Below are 16,572 nucleotides of genomic sequence, written 5' to 3'. Positions count from 1 at the left end.
ATGCCGGAGCACCGAAGTATGACGCTGTGATCCGCCATATATTAGGACATTCTTGGGCATCGAGCGCCTGACGGGGCGCTCGGTCGCGAAAATTTTACTGGCCATCAATCCGGTTCGGGAGCAATTCAGCCACAATTTGAAGCCCCTGCCTTGTTCACCGCCCCATTTTTTCATGCGTTCATTCCCTTATGCCGTCGAAAGCGGCGCCGGTCCGAGGACGATCGTCCTTCTGCACGGGTTCGGAGCCTGTGGTGATATCTGGCGTGACGTCGCGGCCTCGCTGGCGACGGAGGCGAGAGTGTTGGCCTATGATCTGCCGGGCCATGGACAGTCACTGGAAAGCGAAGGCCTGGGCGGCGCCAAGCCGGCCGCGCGAGCCATCCTCGCCGATCTGGCCACCCGCCGGTTGGGCAAGGTCCATCTCGTCGGTCACTCCATGGGCGGCGCGATCGCCACATCGATGGCGCTTGCCGACCCCGACAGGGTGGCTTCGCTTACGCTGTTGGCGCCCGGCGGTTTTGGCCCGGAAATCAACGCAGACTTGCTGCGCCGCTACGCCGCAGCTGACGGCAGGAAACAGGTCCGCGCCAGCCTTGCCGCCATGTCGGGTCCGCGAAGCGTGCCGCCTGATCACGTGGTGGATGCACTCTGCCGGATGCGCACCCGACCGGGCCAGTTGCAGACCCTGATCGACATGGCGGCCGCGATGACGAGAGATGACCGGCAAGGGATCATCCCCCGCGCGCAGTTGGATATGCTTGACATGCCGGTCATGGTCGTTTGGGGAGCGGAGGATCCGCTGCTGCCGGTCGAGCAGGCCGAGGCGCTGCCGTCGCATTTCCATCTGCATCATGTCCTTGACGCAGGTCACATGCTGGTCGAGGAAGCTCCTGACCTGATCGCCGAAATCGTGCGTCGCAACGTGCGGCGGCGCGGCAGACGGTTGCGTCCACCGCTGGACGCTTCGGCGGGTTGATCTCTCCCGGACCGATCTCGAAACGCCGTAACCCGCTTCCGTCGGACCGCGGCAGTCGCGCGGGTCGTCGTCGGCAGTGCATTTTGCCGGCGACTGTGGTAACTCGCTGTTAACCAACAGTGAGGCAGCCGCCATGAAGGATGCAGGCGACAAAATCACCCCGATCGAACCGTCGCGAAAGCTCGCCGATGCCGTACGCGACGTCAAGAACGCCTTTGCCGACCGCGATGACGTGGTCGTCGACATGCGCGAGGCGCACCGCATGCGGCTCGATCTGCTGGCGAGCGAGCTTGCCCCGGTCTTTGCCGATGTCCCGGCCGATATGGACAGCTTCGACTTCGCCGTCTCGTCCGGCCTGCAGCCGCGGCTATGGATCGATGCGGTGAGCCACGTCGCCATGGGACGCGACCGCCGCACCTATCGTTTCCTTAGGGATACGCGCGTCGGCCGCGTGGTGCTGGCCGAATCGACCGAGATGAAAGCCGTTGCCGATGCAGTGACGCGCTACGTGGCCGAGCGTGTTGTCGAGCGGCAGCGCATGATGGAAGGGAGCGTGGAGAGCGCCGTTCGCGGCCTGCATCGCCCCGTGGTCAAGGAAGCGGAGCCGCCCATCCGATCCGAAAGCGGCCGCAATGGCTGGACGACCTTCTTCGCCGGCCTCGGCCTGATCGCCGCCGGCGCTCTTGTCGGCCTGGCGGTTTCGCTGGCGTTGTTTTGGGACCGCATCATGCAGATGAAGATCAGCTTCTGACGAGCTGGCGCACCGTGCCGGCAGGCACATCGAGGTCCATGGCCTGCAGGTCGGCAGGCGGCAGGGCTGGCCCCGTCAGCCCGCGCCGGATCAGGCGAAGACGCCAGCCGCCCTTTTCACCGTCGATCTCGAAGATGTTGTATTGCGCCGGCGGGTGTTTGCCGCCGGCCGCCTGGCCCGCGGCGGCAACCCCGACCACGGGCACCTTGGCGCCCCGTGCGCCGATGGTGAACAGTGACGGCAGATGCGAATGCCCGTGCAGGACGAGTTCCGCGCCATGCCGGCGAATGACCTTGTGAAAGCGCGTGATGCCGAACAGCCGCTTATGCTGCGGGACGGCGCCGCGCACCGGAGGGTGGTGGATCATGATGGCGCGGAACAGCCCTTGCTCCGCGGCATCGTCGAGGATCTTGGCGAGCCGCTCGGCCTGCCCTTCCATGAAGAAGCCGTTGGCCATGAAGGGCGCGGTGGCGCGCGCCGTGGTGACGCCGATCAGCGCGACATTGCCGCGCACACGCAGATACGGAAACGAATTGCGGTCGACCGGACTGTTGACGCCGTCGCCCGTCATCCAGGGAGCCCACGACCGGCAGACCTTGTCGAAGGCGCCCGGCACATAGGCGTCGTGATTGCCGGGGACCACGGAAACGTCATGCGGCGATCCAAGCGTTTCCAGCCAGTGCTTGGCCATCTCGATCTCGCCATCGAGCGCCAGGTTGACAAGGTCGCCGGTGACGGCGAGGTGGTCGGGCGCGCCGGCCTTGATGTCGGCGACGATGGTGTCGATCACCGCGTCATGCATATGGCGGCGGCGATTGCGCTGCCAGTTGACGTAGCCCAGCACGCGCTTGGAGGCGAGGTCGCGATAGGTTACATCGGGCAGCGGACCCAGATGAGCATCGGAAATATGCGCGAGCCTGAACATGGCCCCTTCTTAAGCGACGCCGACGAGGCTTTCCACTCACCGTTTGCTGTTCGCCCAAGCAGGTTCTGCAAAAGTGTCCCACGGTTTTGCGGCCAGAACCTGCGAAAAACAGGGAAAGCCAAGCAGATGTTCGTGGGGCAACCCGCGAACATCTGCTTGGGGATCGTTGAATGAATCGCCCGGCCGATCCTGACGCGGCATTCCGCCAGACCGGCTGGCCGGGGTTGCGGGCAAGGCTTTTCCATTTTTACTTCCTGCTGCGCCGCCCGATGACGCTTGGCGTGCGCGGCCTGGTCTATGACCGTGCCTCCAACTCAGTCTTCCTGATCCGCCACACCTATGTTCCCGGTTGGCAATTGCCGGGCGGCGGCGTCGAGGTCGGCGAGACCCTTGAGGAAGCGCTGGCGCGCGAGCTGGCCGAGGAAGGCAACATCGCTCTGACCGCTCCGCCGGTGCTGAGATCGATGCACTTCAACCGCCGCCCCAGCAAGCGCGACCATGTCGGCCTTTATCTGATCGAATCCTTCAGCCAGACGGCGCCGAAACTGCCGGACCACGAGATCGCCGAAGCGGGTTTCTTCCCGATCGACCGCCTGCCGGAGGGCACGACGCCGGCAACGCTGCAGCGGATAAGGGAGATCTTTGGCGGCGAGCGTAACTCGGCTTACTGGTAATCACGCCGCCTTCCTGAACCTGTTGCGGTCATGCGGCGCGGCATAATCAAGCTCCGGCCCTGCCGGGACGATTCCCGTCGGATTGATCGATCTGTGGCTGCCGTAATAATGCGCCTTGATGTGATGCAGGCTGACCGTGCGCGCGACGCCGGGCACCTGATAGAGATCGCGCAGATAGTTCGACAGGTTCGGATAGTCGGCGATGCGGCGCAGGTTGCATTTGAAGTGGCCGACATAGACCGGATCGAAACGAACCAGCGTCGTGAACAGCCGCCAGTCGGCCTCGGTGATGCGTTCGCCGGTCAGATAGCGCTGCTGCGAAAGCCGCTCTTCGATCGTATCAAGCGCCGTGAACAATTCGCCGAACGCTTCCTCATAGGCTTTCTGCGTGGTGGCGAAGCCGGCGCGATAGACGCCGTTGTTGATCGCCGGATAGACCAGCGCATTGATCCTGTCGATTTCCACGCGTAGCGCCGCCGGATGGAAGTCGAGACCGGCGTCGCCCCATTCGTCGAAGGCCGAATTGAGCATGCGGATGATCTCGGAGGACTCGTTGTTGACGATGGTCTCTTGTCTTTTGTCCCACAGCACCGGCACCGTCACGCGGCCTGAATATGCCGGATCGGCCTTGGCATAGACCTGGTGCAGAAAATCGAGGCCGTAGAGCGTGTCGCCCGTAGCGCCGTCCTCGGCTTTGAAGGTCCAGCCGTTCTCCCCCATGAAATGGTGCACCACGGAGACGGAGATGATGCCCTCCAGCTTCTTCAGGACGCGAAAGATCAGTGTGCGATGCGCCCATGGGCAGGCGAGCGAAACATAGAGGTGATAGCGGCCGGGTTCCGCCTTGAAGCCGCGCGTGCGGCCTTGCGCCGGCGCACCGTCGCGCGTGATCCAGTCGCGCCACTGCGACTCCGTTCGCACGAACCGACCGCCGCTGTCGGTGTTGGGCGCGCGATCCTGCCATCTGCCTTCAACCAGCAATCCCATGCGAAAAATCTCCCTGTGGTTCGATATTATCTAGGTTGATGACCAGGTTGGCGAAGCCCTCAGCGGATGAACAGTTCGTCAAACGACGAACCAGTTCGTCAAATGACCAACCGCTCCGGAGACGGATAAGTTGGTCATGGACGCAAAGAAAGCCTGAAAGCACCGATTGCAGCGGCCCAAAATTGATGCTAGCGGAGGCGCCCATGTTCGACTTTGCCTCGATCCGGTTCGACCGACGACGAAAGGGCGCCCGCGCTTAACAAGCGTTGACTGGCGAACGCTGCCGCTTTGCAGCAGACCTTCCTCGATACCGGAACGCAAAGACCATGAGCCTTGCCGACGTGAAATACCTGCCGGAGACTCCGGCGCATGACCCTGAAATCGAAGCCATCAACGACGAGGCCTTCGGTCCGGGTCGCTTCGTGCTAGCCGCCTACAAGATCCGTGAGTCGGGAGGACATGACCGCTCGATGTCCTTCGTCGCCGTCAAGGACGGCACGGTCATCGCTTCGGTGCGCATGACGCGCGTGGCAGCGGGCGCCGGACGCGCCATGATGCTCGGCCCGCTTGCGGTGCGCCCCGCCTACAAGAATCTCGGCATCGGCCGCAAGCTGGTCGTGATCGCGCTGGAGGCGGCCAGGACGGCCGGCGCGCCCGCCGTTATCCTGGTTGGCGACGAGCCGTATTACGGACCGCTTGGCTTCAAGCGCTTTCCGCGCGGGCAGATCACCATGCCACGCCCGGTCGATCTCGACCGGTTGCTGCATCACGAGATCAAGCCGGGCGCCATCGCCCGCTTTACCGGCGAGGTCTGCCACGCCAACATGACGAGGGTTGCGGAACTTGTCCCGGCCCTGGCGCGGTCGGCCGCTACCGGGCAGGCATCTGTCGACCCGCCTGTTGCTGTTGCGCCTCCTTTGCGCGCTTCGTAGCATAATCCGATTCCTGGGAGGCTTGCATGAACCCGAACGGCCAGATCGCGATCGTCACCGGCGGCGGGTCGGGCCTTGGCGAGGCGACGGCGCGAGCGTTGGCGGCCAAGGGCGCCCGTGTCGCCATCCTCGACGTGGACATCGAGCGCGCGGCGAAAGTCGCGGCCGACATCGGCGGCATTGCCGTCCGATGCGATGTCGGCAGCGGCGACAGCGCTACGGCCGCGATCGCCGAAGTGGCCGAAAAGCTCGGGCCGCCGCGTATCCTGGTCAATTGCGCCGGCATTGCCATCGGCATGAAGACGATCGGCAAGGATGGACCGCATCCGCTCGACCAGTACCGCAAGGTGATCGAGATCAACCTGGTCGGCACCTTCAACATGATCCGCCTCGTCGCCGACCGGACGGCAAAACTCGATCCGCTCGCCGGCGGCGAGCGCGGCGTCATCGTCAACACCGCCTCCGTCGCCGCCTATGACGGTCAGATCGGGCAGGCCGCCTATGCGGCTTCCAAGGGCGGCGTCGTCGGCATGACGCTGCCTGTGGCTCGCGATCTGGCGCGATCCGGCATTCGCGTCTGCACCATCGCGCCCGGCATCTTCAGGACGCCGATGATGGCCGGCATGCCGCAGGAGGTGCAGGATTCGCTCGGCGCTTCCGTGCCCTTCCCGCCGCGGCTCGGCGAGCCGTCCGAATATGCGTCGCTTGCGCTCCACATCGTCGAGAACCAGATGTTGAATGGCGAGACCATCCGCCTCGACGGCGCTATCCGCATGGCGCCGAAATAAGCGGGGATGTCTGGCTCGCCGACAGGCGCCGGTGCTTCCACCGGAAAGACCGGGCCGCTCGCCGGCCTGAAAGTGATCGAGATGGCCGGGCTTGGTCCGGTGCCGCTTGCCGCCCTGATGCTGTCCGAAATGGGCGCCGACGTGCTGCGCATCGAACGCGCCGATGCCAGCCAGCCGCTTCTGAGCCTGCCCGAACAATACGATCTCGACCGCCACGGCCGTTCCATCCTGAAGCTCGACCTGAAGAACCAGGCGGGCGCGGAACTGCTGCTGCGCCTCGCGGCAGGGGCCGACGTGCTTGTCGAAGGCTTCCGCCCCGGCGTGATGGAGCGGCGCGGCCTCGGGCCGGATGCCGTTCTGCAGCGCAATCCGGCGCTGATCTATGGCCGCTTGACCGGATTCGGACAGGACGGGCCGCTGTCCGGGCGTGCCGGGCACGACATCACCTATCTCGCTTATGCGGGCCTTTTGCATGCGATCGGCAGACAGGACGCGCCGCCGGTGCCACCGCTCAACCTCGTCGCGGATCAAGGCGGCGGCGCCATGATGCTGATTGCCGGCGTGCTCGCCGCTCTCTTCCGGCGTTCGCGCAGCGGAAAGGGCCAGGTGGTCGATGCATCAATGATCGAAGGAGCTTCGATGCTCGCGGCACCCATCCACGCCTACATGGCGGCGGGTCTCTGGAGCGACAGGCGCGGCGAGAACCTGCTCGATTCCGGTGCGCCGTTCTACGATACATATGAGACGGCTGACGCAAGGCACATTGCCGTCGGCTGCCTCGAACCGCGCTTCTTCGCCGAATTCGCCAGGCTGCTGCCGCTCGACGAGCATTTTGTCCGCAGCCAGTATGAAAAGTCGTCGTGGCCCGCGATGCGAGCCGCCATTGCCGGCCGGATCAAGCAGAAGACGCGCGACGAATGGGCCACGCTTTTCGCCGTGACCGACGCTTGCGTGGCGCCCGTGCTGTCCCTGGTCGAAGCCAGGAACCATCCGCACAACCGCGCCAGGAAAAGCTTTGTGAAGTCCGGCGAGTTCGACCGCCCGGCGCCCGCGCCGCGTTTCTCGCAAAACCCGCAGACGCTTTCCGCGGCGCCGGACGTCGCCGATCGCGAGCCTGCGGACATATTGACCCGTTTCAGCTTGAGCGAAGACGAAATCGCAGCCCTTGCAAAGGCGGGTGTACTCGGCCGATAACCCGGAGAACCAAAATCACCTTATCTCGGGTGAACCTGTGACCGAACCGAAGAAGGACGTCATCCGCGAGACCGACGCCGAGGCGATCAGGCTGGCGAAAACCCTGATCCGCGCGGCACGTTTCGGCGCGCTCGCGGCGATCGAGCCTGGCACCGGCGCGCCGCTGGCAAGCAGGGTTGGCGTCGCCACCGACATCGACGGCGCACCGCTGATCCTGATCTCGCTGCTGTCCGCCCACACCGGTGCGTTGCTCGCCGATCCGCGCTGTTCGCTGCTGCTTGGCGAGCCCGGCAAGGGCGATCCGCTGGCGCATCCGCGCATCAGCCTGGCATGCCGGGCCTTGCGGCTGGATCGGGGATCTGCCGATCAGATCCGAGCCGAACGCCGCTATCTCAACCGCAATCCGAAGGCGAAGCTCTATGTCGGGCTCGGCGACTTCTCGTTCTTCCGGCTCGAGCCCGAGCGCGCCAGCCTGAATGGCGGCTTCGGCAAGGCCTTTCTTCTCGACCGTGACGATTTCATCACCGATCCCGCCCTTATCGAGGAGTTCGCCGGCAGCGAGCAGGCCGGCACTCGATCACATGAATATCGATCATCGCGACGCGCTTGCTCTTTACGCCCGTCATTTCGGCCGCGCCGAAGGCGACGGCTGGATCGTCACCGGTTTCGACCCCGATGGCATGGATCTCGCCGTCCCCGATGCGACCTGCAGGATTTTCTTTCCCCGGCCTTTGCAAAGCGCGCGCGAATTGCGTTCGGTGCTTGTCGAGATGGCCAGGGCGGGACGTGCGGCCGAGCAAGAGCGATAGTTGATCGCGCGCCGGCAAAAGCAACGCTTGAGATTTAGATGAAATGATCTACCTTTGTAGTGGCGCTGATTCAGCAGCGCCTATCGACATCTGAACATCGTGGAATCAGGCGCCATTGCCCCCTGGCGTCTGGATGAGCCAGGACCCTTGGGGGATCTATGATCTCAAATAAGCTAATCGCCAATGCGGAATCGGCGGCCGCCTTTCTCACGCTCATGGGCAACGAAAAGCGCTTGTTGATCATGGCTCACCTGATCGACGATGAAATGTCGGTCGGCGCCATCGCCGAGAAGGTGCAACTCAGCCAGTCCGCGCTGTCGCAGCATCTCGCCAAGCTGAGGGCGCTCGATCTCGTCGAGACCCGGCGCGACCGCCAGATGATTTACTATTCCTGCAAATCGGAGGCGGTGCGCGAATTGCTGCGCATGCTGGAAGGCATTTTCGGCGACGGCGACCTTTCACAGATGGCTTATCGGTTGCGCCGCGCCGGGGCTTGACCCGCGCCATCCAAAGCCCCTTATCTCGCTGGCAATTTTGCCGGCGAGATTTGGATGAACCTCATCCCCATCGACGATCCTCGGGACCCGCGCGTCGCCGCCTATCTCGACATTCGCGAGCGCGACCTCGTCGGCCGGCATGGTCGCTTCGTCGCCGAAGGCAAGGTCGTGCTGGACCTTCTTCTGTCGAGCGGACGCTTCGCCGCCGAGTCTGCCCTCATCCTCGAAAACAGGCTGGCTGGCGTGCAGGACATCTTGCGCAAGGCGCCCCCGGGTTTTCCGGTCCATGTCGCCGCCGGCGAGGTCATGGACCAGATCGCCGGCTTCCACATGCACCGCGGCATCCTGGCGATCGGCTTGCGTGGCGATCCGGCACCCGCCGAGATTCTGATGGAAACCTTGCCCCGGCGTGCCTTGGCCGTCGTCCTGGTCGGCATATCCAATCACGATAATATGGGCGCGATCTTCCGCAATGCGGCGGCCTTCGGCGCCGACGCGGTGCTGCTCGACCAGACGTGCTGCGATCCGCTCTACCGCAAGGCAATCCGTGTTTCGGTCGGTGCGGCGCTGAAGGTTCCCTTCGCGTCCTTCGGCGACACCGGAACGTTCACCGCGACACTCGATCGGCTTGGCTTCGCCCAGTTCGCACTATCGCCGAGCGGCACCACCGACATCCGGGCCGCGCCACATTCGGCCAGGCTGGCGCTCTATCTCGGCACCGAAGGCGAAGGCCTGCCGCAAGACCTGCTTGCCCGGTTGCACACGGTGCGGATCGGCATGGCGGAAGATTTCGACAGCCTGAACGTCGCCGCCGCGTCGGCCATCGCGCTGCATCACTTTTCAAGGGCCGCTGATCCGCCGGCCGGATAGCGGGAACACCTCTTGTTCAGTTGGACGAACCGGCCTTCTGCAAAGCCCTGACACGATCGGCAAGGCTGACGCCGCGCCCATTTTGCTGCCCCTCGCCCGCCAAGGCCTTCGCGATAGGCGAGTCCGGCCCGTCGAGCTTCATCGTCAGATTGACCACCTCGGCTGCCAGTTCGTTCATTTGTTGGCGGAGACCGGCGCCGGAGCGTGCGTCGCCCGCCGATTCGGGCATTGCCGCGCCCGACGCGGCGGCAAGATCGGCCTTCAGCCGCTTGTTCTCGCGCGCCAGCGCCGTCAGCCTCGCCTCCAGCCGTTCCCGATCGCCATCGAGCCTGGCGATTGCCTTGTCGACATCGTCGCCTTTCGCATCCGTTCCGGCAGCCGGCCGCGCAACGCCGGTTGCAGCGCTCTCCTTCGAACGTTCGCGCATTCGGGCGAGATCCTTCTCGCGGCGGTCGAGCTTTTCCTCGCGGTCGGCAAGCGTCGCGAGCAGCCGCTCGACCTTCTTGTCCAGCTCGGCCGTTTTCTTCTTCTCCGCCTTCAGCGCTTCGCGTGCGGCCTTGCTTTCCGACGCGACCTCCTGATTGCGTCGGTCCGCCTCCCTGCGCTGGCCTTTGAGCAACGCGATGTCACTGGCCAGCTTTTCCAGCTCCGATTCGCGGGCAACCAGCTCGATCTGCCGGTTCGAGGACGAGAAGCTGGCGTCGTCATACATCTGCTCGAGCTTCTGCAACTCCAGCGCGCGCTTCCCCAACGCCCGCTCCGTCTGCGCGTGCTTCTCCGCCAGGCGGTGCAACTCCTCCTCGCGCTGCCTGAGCTCCGCAGTCTTGGCCTGCAGATCGGAAAGCGCCTGGTTCTTGTCCTTTTTCTCGACCGCGAGCTCCTTCAAAGCCTCGTTCGCGCGGCCGATCTCCACCAGCTGCTCAGCGACCTTTTCCTGAAGGTTCTTGACGGTTATCTCCAGCCGGCGCGTCGTCATGGCATATTCCGCCCGCACCCGGTCCTTGTCTGCCTGGATTTCGGCCGGCGTCAGCGGCAGCGAAGCCTCGAGGCGCCTGCGCGTCAGGACAACGGCTCGCCGCCAGACCGCCGGCGCGACCAGCGACGCCAGAAAAACGGCGCAAAGGAAACCGAGTACGAAGAACAGAACCGACTGGACCAAGGCGTGCTATCCACTTTACGGCGCGGCAATCGCTGGATTGTGCCAGCTTGGCATGGCGGAAATTCAACGCCGCGGCAAGAGCTTGCCGCGGCGCGATTAGCACTGTCCGAGCGATCGTAGCGAGCGCAATCCGATCAGAACGGGTTCCAGGTCGGCCTTTCGGTGAGCTTCAGATAGCCGAGATTGACTCCCAGACGAGCGCCGACGCCGGTGCGGATCGGCACGAGCAGCACCCGGTTGCTCTGCAGCACGTTGAAGCCAACGCCGGCGATGACATAGGCTGAGCCGGCAACGCCGCCGAAGCGGTTATAAAGGCTGCTGATGTCGTCGAGGTTATAGACCAGCATCATCACCCGGGACCCCTCGCCGCCGAAATCCCAGCCGAGCGAAGGGCCTTGCCAGAACACCTTATGGTCGCCGGCGTTCTTGGTGTAGAGCGTCCCTTCGCCATAGGTCAGGCCGCCGATCAGGGCGCCGGATCCTTCCTCGCCGAGCAGGTAGCCATTGGGCAGGCCGTAGGAGGCGAAGATCTTCTCGACGACGGTGGCCAGGCCGCCGGATGTCTCGCCGAAGAATTTATGACCGGAGTCGACGATTTCCTGAGCGGTGTACTGCTGAGCCCGCGATGCCGAGGTCGAAAGGACCAAAGCTGCCAGGAGTGTGATGGTCATGGTGAGGACGCGGACGAACGTCCGGTCGTAGTATCGGGAAAACATGCTTCCAATCTCCGTCAGGGAGCACTTTCGCCGACGCCTCGCACCCCTGCGGCTCTTGCCGGCCGTTCGGGGTGGCTATCACTGGCAAATTATGCCGTAATCCTTTTTCAACCATTAAGCTCCCACACGAAGATGGCGGTTCGAAGGCTGGGCTTTTGCCGCTGCGGCGGGTTTCCTCCCGCGAACACACCATTTTCGCCGTCGATGATTTTGGATTTGTTGATGCGCGCTCGGGCCCTGTGTATTCAGAAAGCCTTGGAAAAGAGCGTGATTCGTGGGGGCAGGCGCGAAGACGGTCGCTCGGCCATGAACAAATGACTTAAGCAGGGATTTCGCCGATGGCCGAGCTTTTCACCCTTTCCGCGCCAGATCTCGCGGCGCTGCTTTGCAGCCGTGTCTGCCACGACATCATTTCGCCGGTCGGCGCAATCAACAACGGCCTCGAGCTGCTCGACGAAGGCGGCGCCGACGAAGACGCCATGAAGCTCATTCGCCAGAGCGCCAAGAACGCCTCGGCGCGATTGCAGTTTGCCCGCATCGCCTTCGGCGCCGCGGGTTCCGCCGGCATGATGATCGACACGGGCGATGCCGAGGCCGTGGCCATAGCCTTCTTGAAGAACGAAAAGCCGGAACTGCTGTGGAACGGCCCCCGTGCGCTGCTTCCTAAGAATAAGGTCAAGCTGCTGCTCAACCTCATTCTCGTCGCCAACGCGGCCATACCGCGCGGCGGCAAGCTTGTGGTCACGCTGGAAAGTCTCGAAACCGAGCCGCGTTTTTCGCTGTCGGCCAGTGGCCCGATGCTGCGCGTGCCGCCGAAATTCCTCGAACTGCATTCCGGCCACAAGCCGGAGGAGCCGATCGACGCCCATTCGGTCCAGCCCTATTATACGCTGCTTCTGGCGCGCGAGGCCAATATGACGATCTCGATCCACGCGACCGCCGAGGAGATCGTGCTGACGGCTGCCTAAGAAAAACCGAAGTATCTTTTATTGCTGATATTTTTGCTGGCGGCGCCGATTGAGCAATGCCAGCCGCGGTCCATGTAATCGCGCTGCGGGGCCAAGGCCGCGCGATACCGTGTTTGGAAAAACTTTACCTAACGGCTTTTCGGCTTCTTTACCAGATTGGCCTATGGTGCTTTGCGGTCACCCGGAGATTGCGGTTCGGCAGATGGCAAAGAGGACCCGGACATGAAGCGCTGCCTGTTCGTCGATGATTCGAGCGTCATCAGGAAGGTCGCAAAACGCATTCTTGGCGGCTCGGACATGATTGTCGTCGAGGCCTCGACCGGAATCGAGGCTACCGACATTTGCGCCGGCGACATGCCCGATGTCATCGTCATCGACGGTGGTCTTGCCGACGTCCCGGCCGTGGACCTTATTCGCCGCATCCGTGCTATCGAAGCGCCCATCAAGCCGCAGATCCTGGTCTCGCTGGTCGAGGTCGACGTCGCGGCGATCATGCGCGCCAAGCGCGCCGGCGCCCAAGGCTATCTGCTGAAGCCCTTCAACCGTGCGCAACTGCTCGAAAGCTTTCGCGTCCTGAAGATAGCCGCCTGATTCGCCGGAACCGTTTTCAAGCAAAAACCCGGCCTGAGCCGGGTTTTTCGTTCGAATCACCTGGATCGCTTATGCGCTCAAGCAAAAACCCGGCCTGAGCCGGGTTTTTTTCGTTCGAATCGCCGGGATCGCTTATGCGCTGACGCGAATATCTTCCGGCTCGCGCAGCACATAGCCGCGGCCCCACACCGTTTCGATGTAGTTCTGACCGCCGGACGCCGCGTCGAGTTTCTTGCGCAGCTTGCAGATGAAGACGTCGATGATCTTCAGCTCCGGCTCGTCCATGCCGCCATAGAGATGATTGAGGAACATTTCCTTGGTGAGCGTCGTGCCCTTGCGCAGCGAGAGCAGCTCCAGCATCTGATATTCCTTGCCGGTCAGGTGCACGCGCTGACCGCCGACCTCGACCGTCTTGGCGTCGAGATTGACCACAAGGTCGCCGGTGGTGATGACCGACTGGGCATGGCCCTTGGAGCGGCGCACGATCGCATGGATGCGCGCCACCAGCTCGTCCTTATGGAAGGGCTTGGTCATATAGTCGTCGGCGCCGAAGCCCAGGCCGCGCACCTTGTCCTCGATGCCGGCCATGCCGGAGAGGATCAGGATCGGCGTCTTGACCTTGGAAAGGCGCAACGTGCGCAGGACTTCATAGCCCGACATATCGGGGAGATTGAGGTCCAGAAGGATGATGTCGTAGTCGTAGAGCTTGCCGAGATCGACACCTTCTTCGCCGAGATCGGTCGTATAGACGTTGAAGCTCTCCGATTTCAGCATCAGTTCGATGCTCTGTGCGGTTGCACTGTCATCTTCAATCAGCAGAACACGCATTTCATTCCCCTTTTCTGCTGCCGGACCGGGACCCGGAGCAGTGATTGCCTGAACAGAAGGTGCCACCGACTGGTTAACAAATCCTAATTTCGTGCCATCCACGATACTAGATTTTTTAACCCCTTTCTACACCCACTTGAATCTAATAATGAATCACAGACCAAAACCGCTAATGCACCACATTAAAAAGTCAGCCTAAGTGACTCCAAGGACTCGCTGGCCCGGGCTTCCCGCCGCAGCCGGAATTTTTACCCGGCCTTAAGTCCTCGCCCGTATGATTAACAATGCCCGTAAACGAATGGTTACCGCCGGCGAAAATCTTTAGGGCTTTGTTTCCCATAGCCCGGGGAAAGCCGGGGGAAACGGGCGGCGCTTAGGTCTTTCCGGGCGGACTGGACGGTATTGCAGGTGTGCGTTTGCGGAGTATCGAGTCATGAAGTCACGTGAAAACCTCGTTCGACTGAAGCAGTTTCAGGTGAATGAGAAGCGGCGGCAGCTCTTGCAGCTGGACATGATGATCGCCGAGTTCGAGCGCATGGCCGTCGAGCTGGAAGCGCAGATCATCGCCGAAGAGAAAAAAGCCGGCATCACCGACATCAACCATTTCGCCTATCCGACCTTCGCCAAGGCGGCTCGCTTGCGCCGCGACAACCTCAGGAATTCACAAAGCGACCTCGCCCAGCAGCGAAGCACTGCCGAATCATTACTCGGCGAAGCTGAAGCGGAGCTGTCCAAGGCGGAGATGCTGGAATCGCGCGATACCAAGATCCGCGAGGCCGAAACGGGCGGCCGCAGCGCCATGATCGGCTGATCGCCGGGCATAGTCGCAGTCATGCCGGAGACCTGCCGGCATCTTCAGAACCGGCAATCGGCAGAAATCGGCTTCGCCGTCTTCACGGCATAGCGGCCTTCTCGCCGTGATCGGCCGACGCCCGGGTTCGGGCATCCTTGATTTCGGATGCATGCTCTTCCGCCCAGGAGCGGATCTGGCTGAGCAATCCCGCGAGATTCCAGCCAAGCTCCGTCAGTTCATACTCCACGCGCGGCGGGATTACCGCGAACACCTCGCGCCGCACGAGACCGTCGCGCTCCAGCACGCGCAGCGTCTGAGCCAGCATTTTGGGCGTGATGCCCTCCAGCTTGCGCGCCAGCTCGCCATTGCGCAGCCGGCCGCGCCGCAGCGCGCAGACGGTGAGATAGACCCATTTGCTGGCTAGCATCTCGAGCACCGTATGCGACGGACAGGTGCGCCGGAACGCGTCGTAGCCGCATGGGGATCTGTCTTCGCTATCCATAAGGTGCCTATATATACAAAAGGTACATACTCGACAATTGAATATTACTATCCAAATGATAGCGGGCACATCCACTCGAACAGGAGGCGTTCATGCGTGCCGTTATCCAGACTTCCGTCGGCGGACCCGAGGTCCTTTTCGTGGCCGAGCAGCCCGACCCCGAGCCCGGGCCCGGTGAAGTGCTCGTCCGCGTCAAGGCGGCGGGCCTCAACCCGGTCGACGGCGCCGTGCGCGGCGGGTTCTATCCGCTGCTCGGCGAACCGCCTTTCATCCTTGGCTGGGACATTTCCGGGACCGTCGCGGCGCTCGGAGACGGCGTGACCGCCTTTAAACTCGGCGACGAGGTGTTCGGCATGCCGCGCTTCCCCAAACAGGCCGGCGCCTATGCCGAGCTCGCCGCGGCGCCGGTGGACGAGATCGTCGCGAAACCTGCCGCCATCGACCATGCCCATGCGGCTGCATTGCCGCTGGCCGGGCTGACGGCCTGGCAAGGCCTCGTCCGCCATGGTTGCCTGCAGGCAGCACAACGCGTGCTGGTTCACGCCGGCGCCGGCGGCGTCGGCCATCTGGCGGTGCAGATCGCTAAGGCGCGCGGCGCCTGGGTGGCATCGACCGCCAGTCCGGACAAAACCGACTATGTCCGCTCGATCGGCGCCGACGAGGTGATCGACTACACCAGGGACGATTTCACCGGGAAGGTCGGCAATGTCGATCTGGTGCTGGACCCGATCGGCGGCGACCACGCAGATAAGTCGCTGGAAGTGCTGCGTGACGGCGGCGTTCTGGTGTCGCTGCTCGACGTACACGACGCCACCAGGGCGAAGGCCAAGGAGCGGAACATCCGCATTGAACGCATGTCTGTAGTGCCAGATCGCGAGGGCCTTGCCGAACTCGCCAGGCTGGTCGATGCCAAAAAGCTGATGCCGCATGTGGCCAAAGCTTTCCCGCTCGACCAGGCGGCGGCCGCCCATGCCTTCCTTGCGACCCGACCCATCGGAAAGGTCGTGCTGACTGTTTGAATGAAAGGCCGCTTCAAAAGCGAAGGGCGCGGAGTCCCGCGCCCTTGCTCGTTTCGGCCGGCAGCTTAATGCCGGTATTGCTGGATTCGCGTGGTGCGCAGCCCGGCAAGGCCGTATTCGTCGATCGATGCCTGCCAGGAGAGAAATTCTTCGGTGGTGAGCTTGTAGCGCTGGCAGGCTTCCTCAAGGCTGAGCAGGCCGCCGCGCACAGCGGCGACCACTTCCGCCTTGCGCCGGATAACCCAGCGCCGCGTGTTTGTCGGCGGCAGATCGGCGATCGTAAGAGGGCTGCCGTCGGGCCCAATAACATACTTGACTCTAGGTCTAACCAGATCGGTCATCGTACTCTCTACTAAAAACTCAAAGACCCAATCCCCGCCACAGTACCGTCACAGCTTTAAAAATTGCCTAAGCGAACCCTAATGACTAGGTAAGGATCGTGAACGCCCGGTTAGGATTTCATTTAGAATTTGAAACACCGGCCTCCGGGCTTTGATTTTTGCCGGTGAACTCGTCTTGGCCGCAAGCTGGCGCATGCGTGGCGCTTGACCTATATTCCGGCCATTGGCATTGAGCGCCGCACAGTGAAAGCA

General features: G+C 62.9%; 19 protein-coding genes and 1 pseudogene. 13 read left to right on the top strand and 7 right to left on the bottom strand.

What is annotated here, in order from left to right; all coding sequences use genetic code 11:
• Nucleotides 1-172 precede the first annotated feature (172 nt).
• Complete coding sequence (locus tag FJ980_RS13815; protein ID WP_140543558.1) at nt 173-976, top strand: alpha/beta fold hydrolase; 804 nt, start codon at nt 173-175, stop codon at nt 974-976.
• Between the two features lie 133 nt (nt 977-1,109).
• Nucleotides 1,110-1,727 carry a hypothetical protein gene (locus FJ980_RS13810; protein WP_140543510.1) on the top strand — a complete coding sequence of 206 codons (618 nt, stop codon included), beginning with the start codon at nt 1,110-1,112 and terminating at the stop codon, nt 1,725-1,727.
• On the opposite strand, the gene FJ980_RS13805 is transcribed toward FJ980_RS13810, so the two are convergent.
• The gene (locus FJ980_RS13805; RefSeq protein ID WP_140543508.1) at nt 1,717-2,652 is read right to left on the bottom strand and encodes a metallophosphoesterase; all 936 of its coding nucleotides are present in this window, start codon (nt 2,650-2,652) and stop codon (nt 1,717-1,719) included. The two genes, FJ980_RS13810 and FJ980_RS13805, sit on opposite strands and share 11 nt — an antisense overlap.
• Before the next feature lie 170 nt (nt 2,653-2,822).
• Between FJ980_RS13805 and FJ980_RS13800 the strand changes: the two genes are divergently transcribed.
• The gene (locus FJ980_RS13800; RefSeq protein ID WP_140543506.1) at nt 2,823-3,326 is read left to right on the top strand and encodes an NUDIX domain-containing protein; all 504 of its coding nucleotides are present in this window, start codon (nt 2,823-2,825) and stop codon (nt 3,324-3,326) included.
• Here FJ980_RS13800 and FJ980_RS13795 read toward each other — a convergent pair whose 3' ends face one another.
• Nucleotides 3,327-4,313 (bottom strand): glutathione S-transferase family protein, encoded by a 987-nt coding sequence (locus FJ980_RS13795; RefSeq protein ID WP_140543504.1) that lies wholly within the window; start codon nt 4,311-4,313, stop codon nt 3,327-3,329. It abuts the gene before it with no gap.
• Between the two features lie 326 nt (nt 4,314-4,639).
• Here FJ980_RS13795 and FJ980_RS13790 point away from each other — a divergent pair, with 326 nt between their 5' ends.
• The 6 genes and pseudogenes from FJ980_RS13790 to FJ980_RS13765 all read left to right on the top strand — a co-directional run bounded on the left by FJ980_RS13790 (nt 4,640) and on the right by FJ980_RS13765 (nt 9,403).
• Nucleotides 4,640-5,245, top strand: coding sequence for an N-acetyltransferase (locus FJ980_RS13790; RefSeq protein WP_140543502.1), 606 nt, complete (start codon nt 4,640-4,642; stop codon nt 5,243-5,245).
• 26 nt (nt 5,246-5,271) lie between these two features.
• A complete protein-coding gene (locus FJ980_RS13785) occupies nt 5,272-6,033 on the top strand; it encodes a 3-hydroxyacyl-CoA dehydrogenase (RefSeq protein WP_140543500.1) in 762 nt (253 codons plus the stop codon).
• Nucleotides 6,034-6,039: 6 nt separating this feature from the next.
• A complete protein-coding gene (locus FJ980_RS13780; RefSeq protein ID WP_140543498.1) occupies nt 6,040-7,227 on the top strand; it encodes a CaiB/BaiF CoA-transferase family protein in 1,188 nt (395 codons plus the stop codon).
• A gap of 37 nt (nt 7,228-7,264) precedes the next feature.
• Nucleotides 7,265-8,036 (top strand): annotated as a pseudogene (locus FJ980_RS13775) (HugZ family protein).
• A gap of 158 nt (nt 8,037-8,194) precedes the next feature.
• Nucleotides 8,195-8,533 carry a metalloregulator ArsR/SmtB family transcription factor gene (locus tag FJ980_RS13770; RefSeq protein WP_095766438.1) on the top strand — a complete coding sequence of 113 codons (339 nt, stop codon included), beginning with the start codon at nt 8,195-8,197 and terminating at the stop codon, nt 8,531-8,533.
• Nucleotides 8,534-8,587: 54 nt separating this feature from the next.
• Nucleotides 8,588-9,403 (top strand): RNA methyltransferase, encoded by an 816-nt coding sequence (locus tag FJ980_RS13765; RefSeq protein WP_140543496.1) that lies wholly within the window; start codon nt 8,588-8,590, stop codon nt 9,401-9,403.
• Between the two features lie 16 nt (nt 9,404-9,419).
• Here FJ980_RS13765 and FJ980_RS13760 read toward each other — a convergent pair whose 3' ends face one another.
• Nucleotides 9,420-10,562, bottom strand: coding sequence for a hypothetical protein (locus tag FJ980_RS13760; protein WP_140543494.1), 1,143 nt, complete (start codon nt 10,560-10,562; stop codon nt 9,420-9,422).
• 134 nt (nt 10,563-10,696) lie between these two features.
• Entirely contained in the window at nt 10,697-11,233 is a 537-nt protein-coding gene (locus FJ980_RS13755; protein ID WP_224514585.1) for an EipA family protein, read from the bottom strand.
• 383 nt (nt 11,234-11,616) lie between these two features.
• Here FJ980_RS13755 and FJ980_RS13750 point away from each other — a divergent pair, with 383 nt between their 5' ends.
• A complete protein-coding gene (locus FJ980_RS13750; protein ID WP_095766435.1) occupies nt 11,617-12,246 on the top strand; it encodes a histidine phosphotransferase family protein in 630 nt (209 codons plus the stop codon).
• 222 nt (nt 12,247-12,468) lie between these two features.
• A complete protein-coding gene (locus tag FJ980_RS13745) occupies nt 12,469-12,837 on the top strand; it encodes a response regulator (RefSeq protein ID WP_140543493.1) in 369 nt (122 codons plus the stop codon).
• A gap of 132 nt (nt 12,838-12,969) precedes the next feature.
• On the opposite strand, the gene ctrA is transcribed toward FJ980_RS13745, so the two are convergent.
• The gene (ctrA, locus tag FJ980_RS13740) at nt 12,970-13,665 is read right to left on the bottom strand and encodes a cell cycle two-component system response regulator CtrA (RefSeq protein ID WP_006203583.1); all 696 of its coding nucleotides are present in this window, start codon (nt 13,663-13,665) and stop codon (nt 12,970-12,972) included.
• A gap of 433 nt (nt 13,666-14,098) precedes the next feature.
• Here ctrA and FJ980_RS13735 point away from each other — a divergent pair, with 433 nt between their 5' ends.
• Nucleotides 14,099-14,476, top strand: coding sequence for a flagellar export protein FliJ (locus tag FJ980_RS13735; RefSeq protein ID WP_040989842.1), 378 nt, complete (start codon nt 14,099-14,101; stop codon nt 14,474-14,476).
• 82 nt (nt 14,477-14,558) lie between these two features.
• Here the strand turns inward: FJ980_RS13735 and FJ980_RS13730 are convergent, their stop codons facing one another.
• The gene (locus tag FJ980_RS13730) at nt 14,559-14,960 is read right to left on the bottom strand and encodes a helix-turn-helix domain-containing protein (protein ID WP_140543491.1); all 402 of its coding nucleotides are present in this window, start codon (nt 14,958-14,960) and stop codon (nt 14,559-14,561) included.
• A 92-nt stretch (nt 14,961-15,052) separates the two neighbouring features.
• Here FJ980_RS13730 and FJ980_RS13725 point away from each other — a divergent pair, with 92 nt between their 5' ends.
• Complete coding sequence (locus tag FJ980_RS13725) at nt 15,053-15,979, top strand: NADP-dependent oxidoreductase (protein ID WP_140543489.1); 927 nt, start codon at nt 15,053-15,055, stop codon at nt 15,977-15,979.
• 65 nt (nt 15,980-16,044) lie between these two features.
• Here the strand turns inward: FJ980_RS13725 and FJ980_RS13720 are convergent, their stop codons facing one another.
• A complete protein-coding gene (locus tag FJ980_RS13720) occupies nt 16,045-16,320 on the bottom strand; it encodes a DUF1153 domain-containing protein (RefSeq protein WP_006203587.1) in 276 nt (91 codons plus the stop codon).
• Between the last annotated feature and the right edge of the window lie 252 nt (nt 16,321-16,572).

Origin of the sequence: Mesorhizobium sp. B1-1-5, assembly GCF_006443065.1 — a bacterium.
In the GTDB taxonomy this organism is placed as follows: Bacteria; Pseudomonadota; Alphaproteobacteria; order Rhizobiales; family Rhizobiaceae; genus Mesorhizobium.
This window is presented reverse-complemented; position numbering and strand designations above follow the sequence as displayed.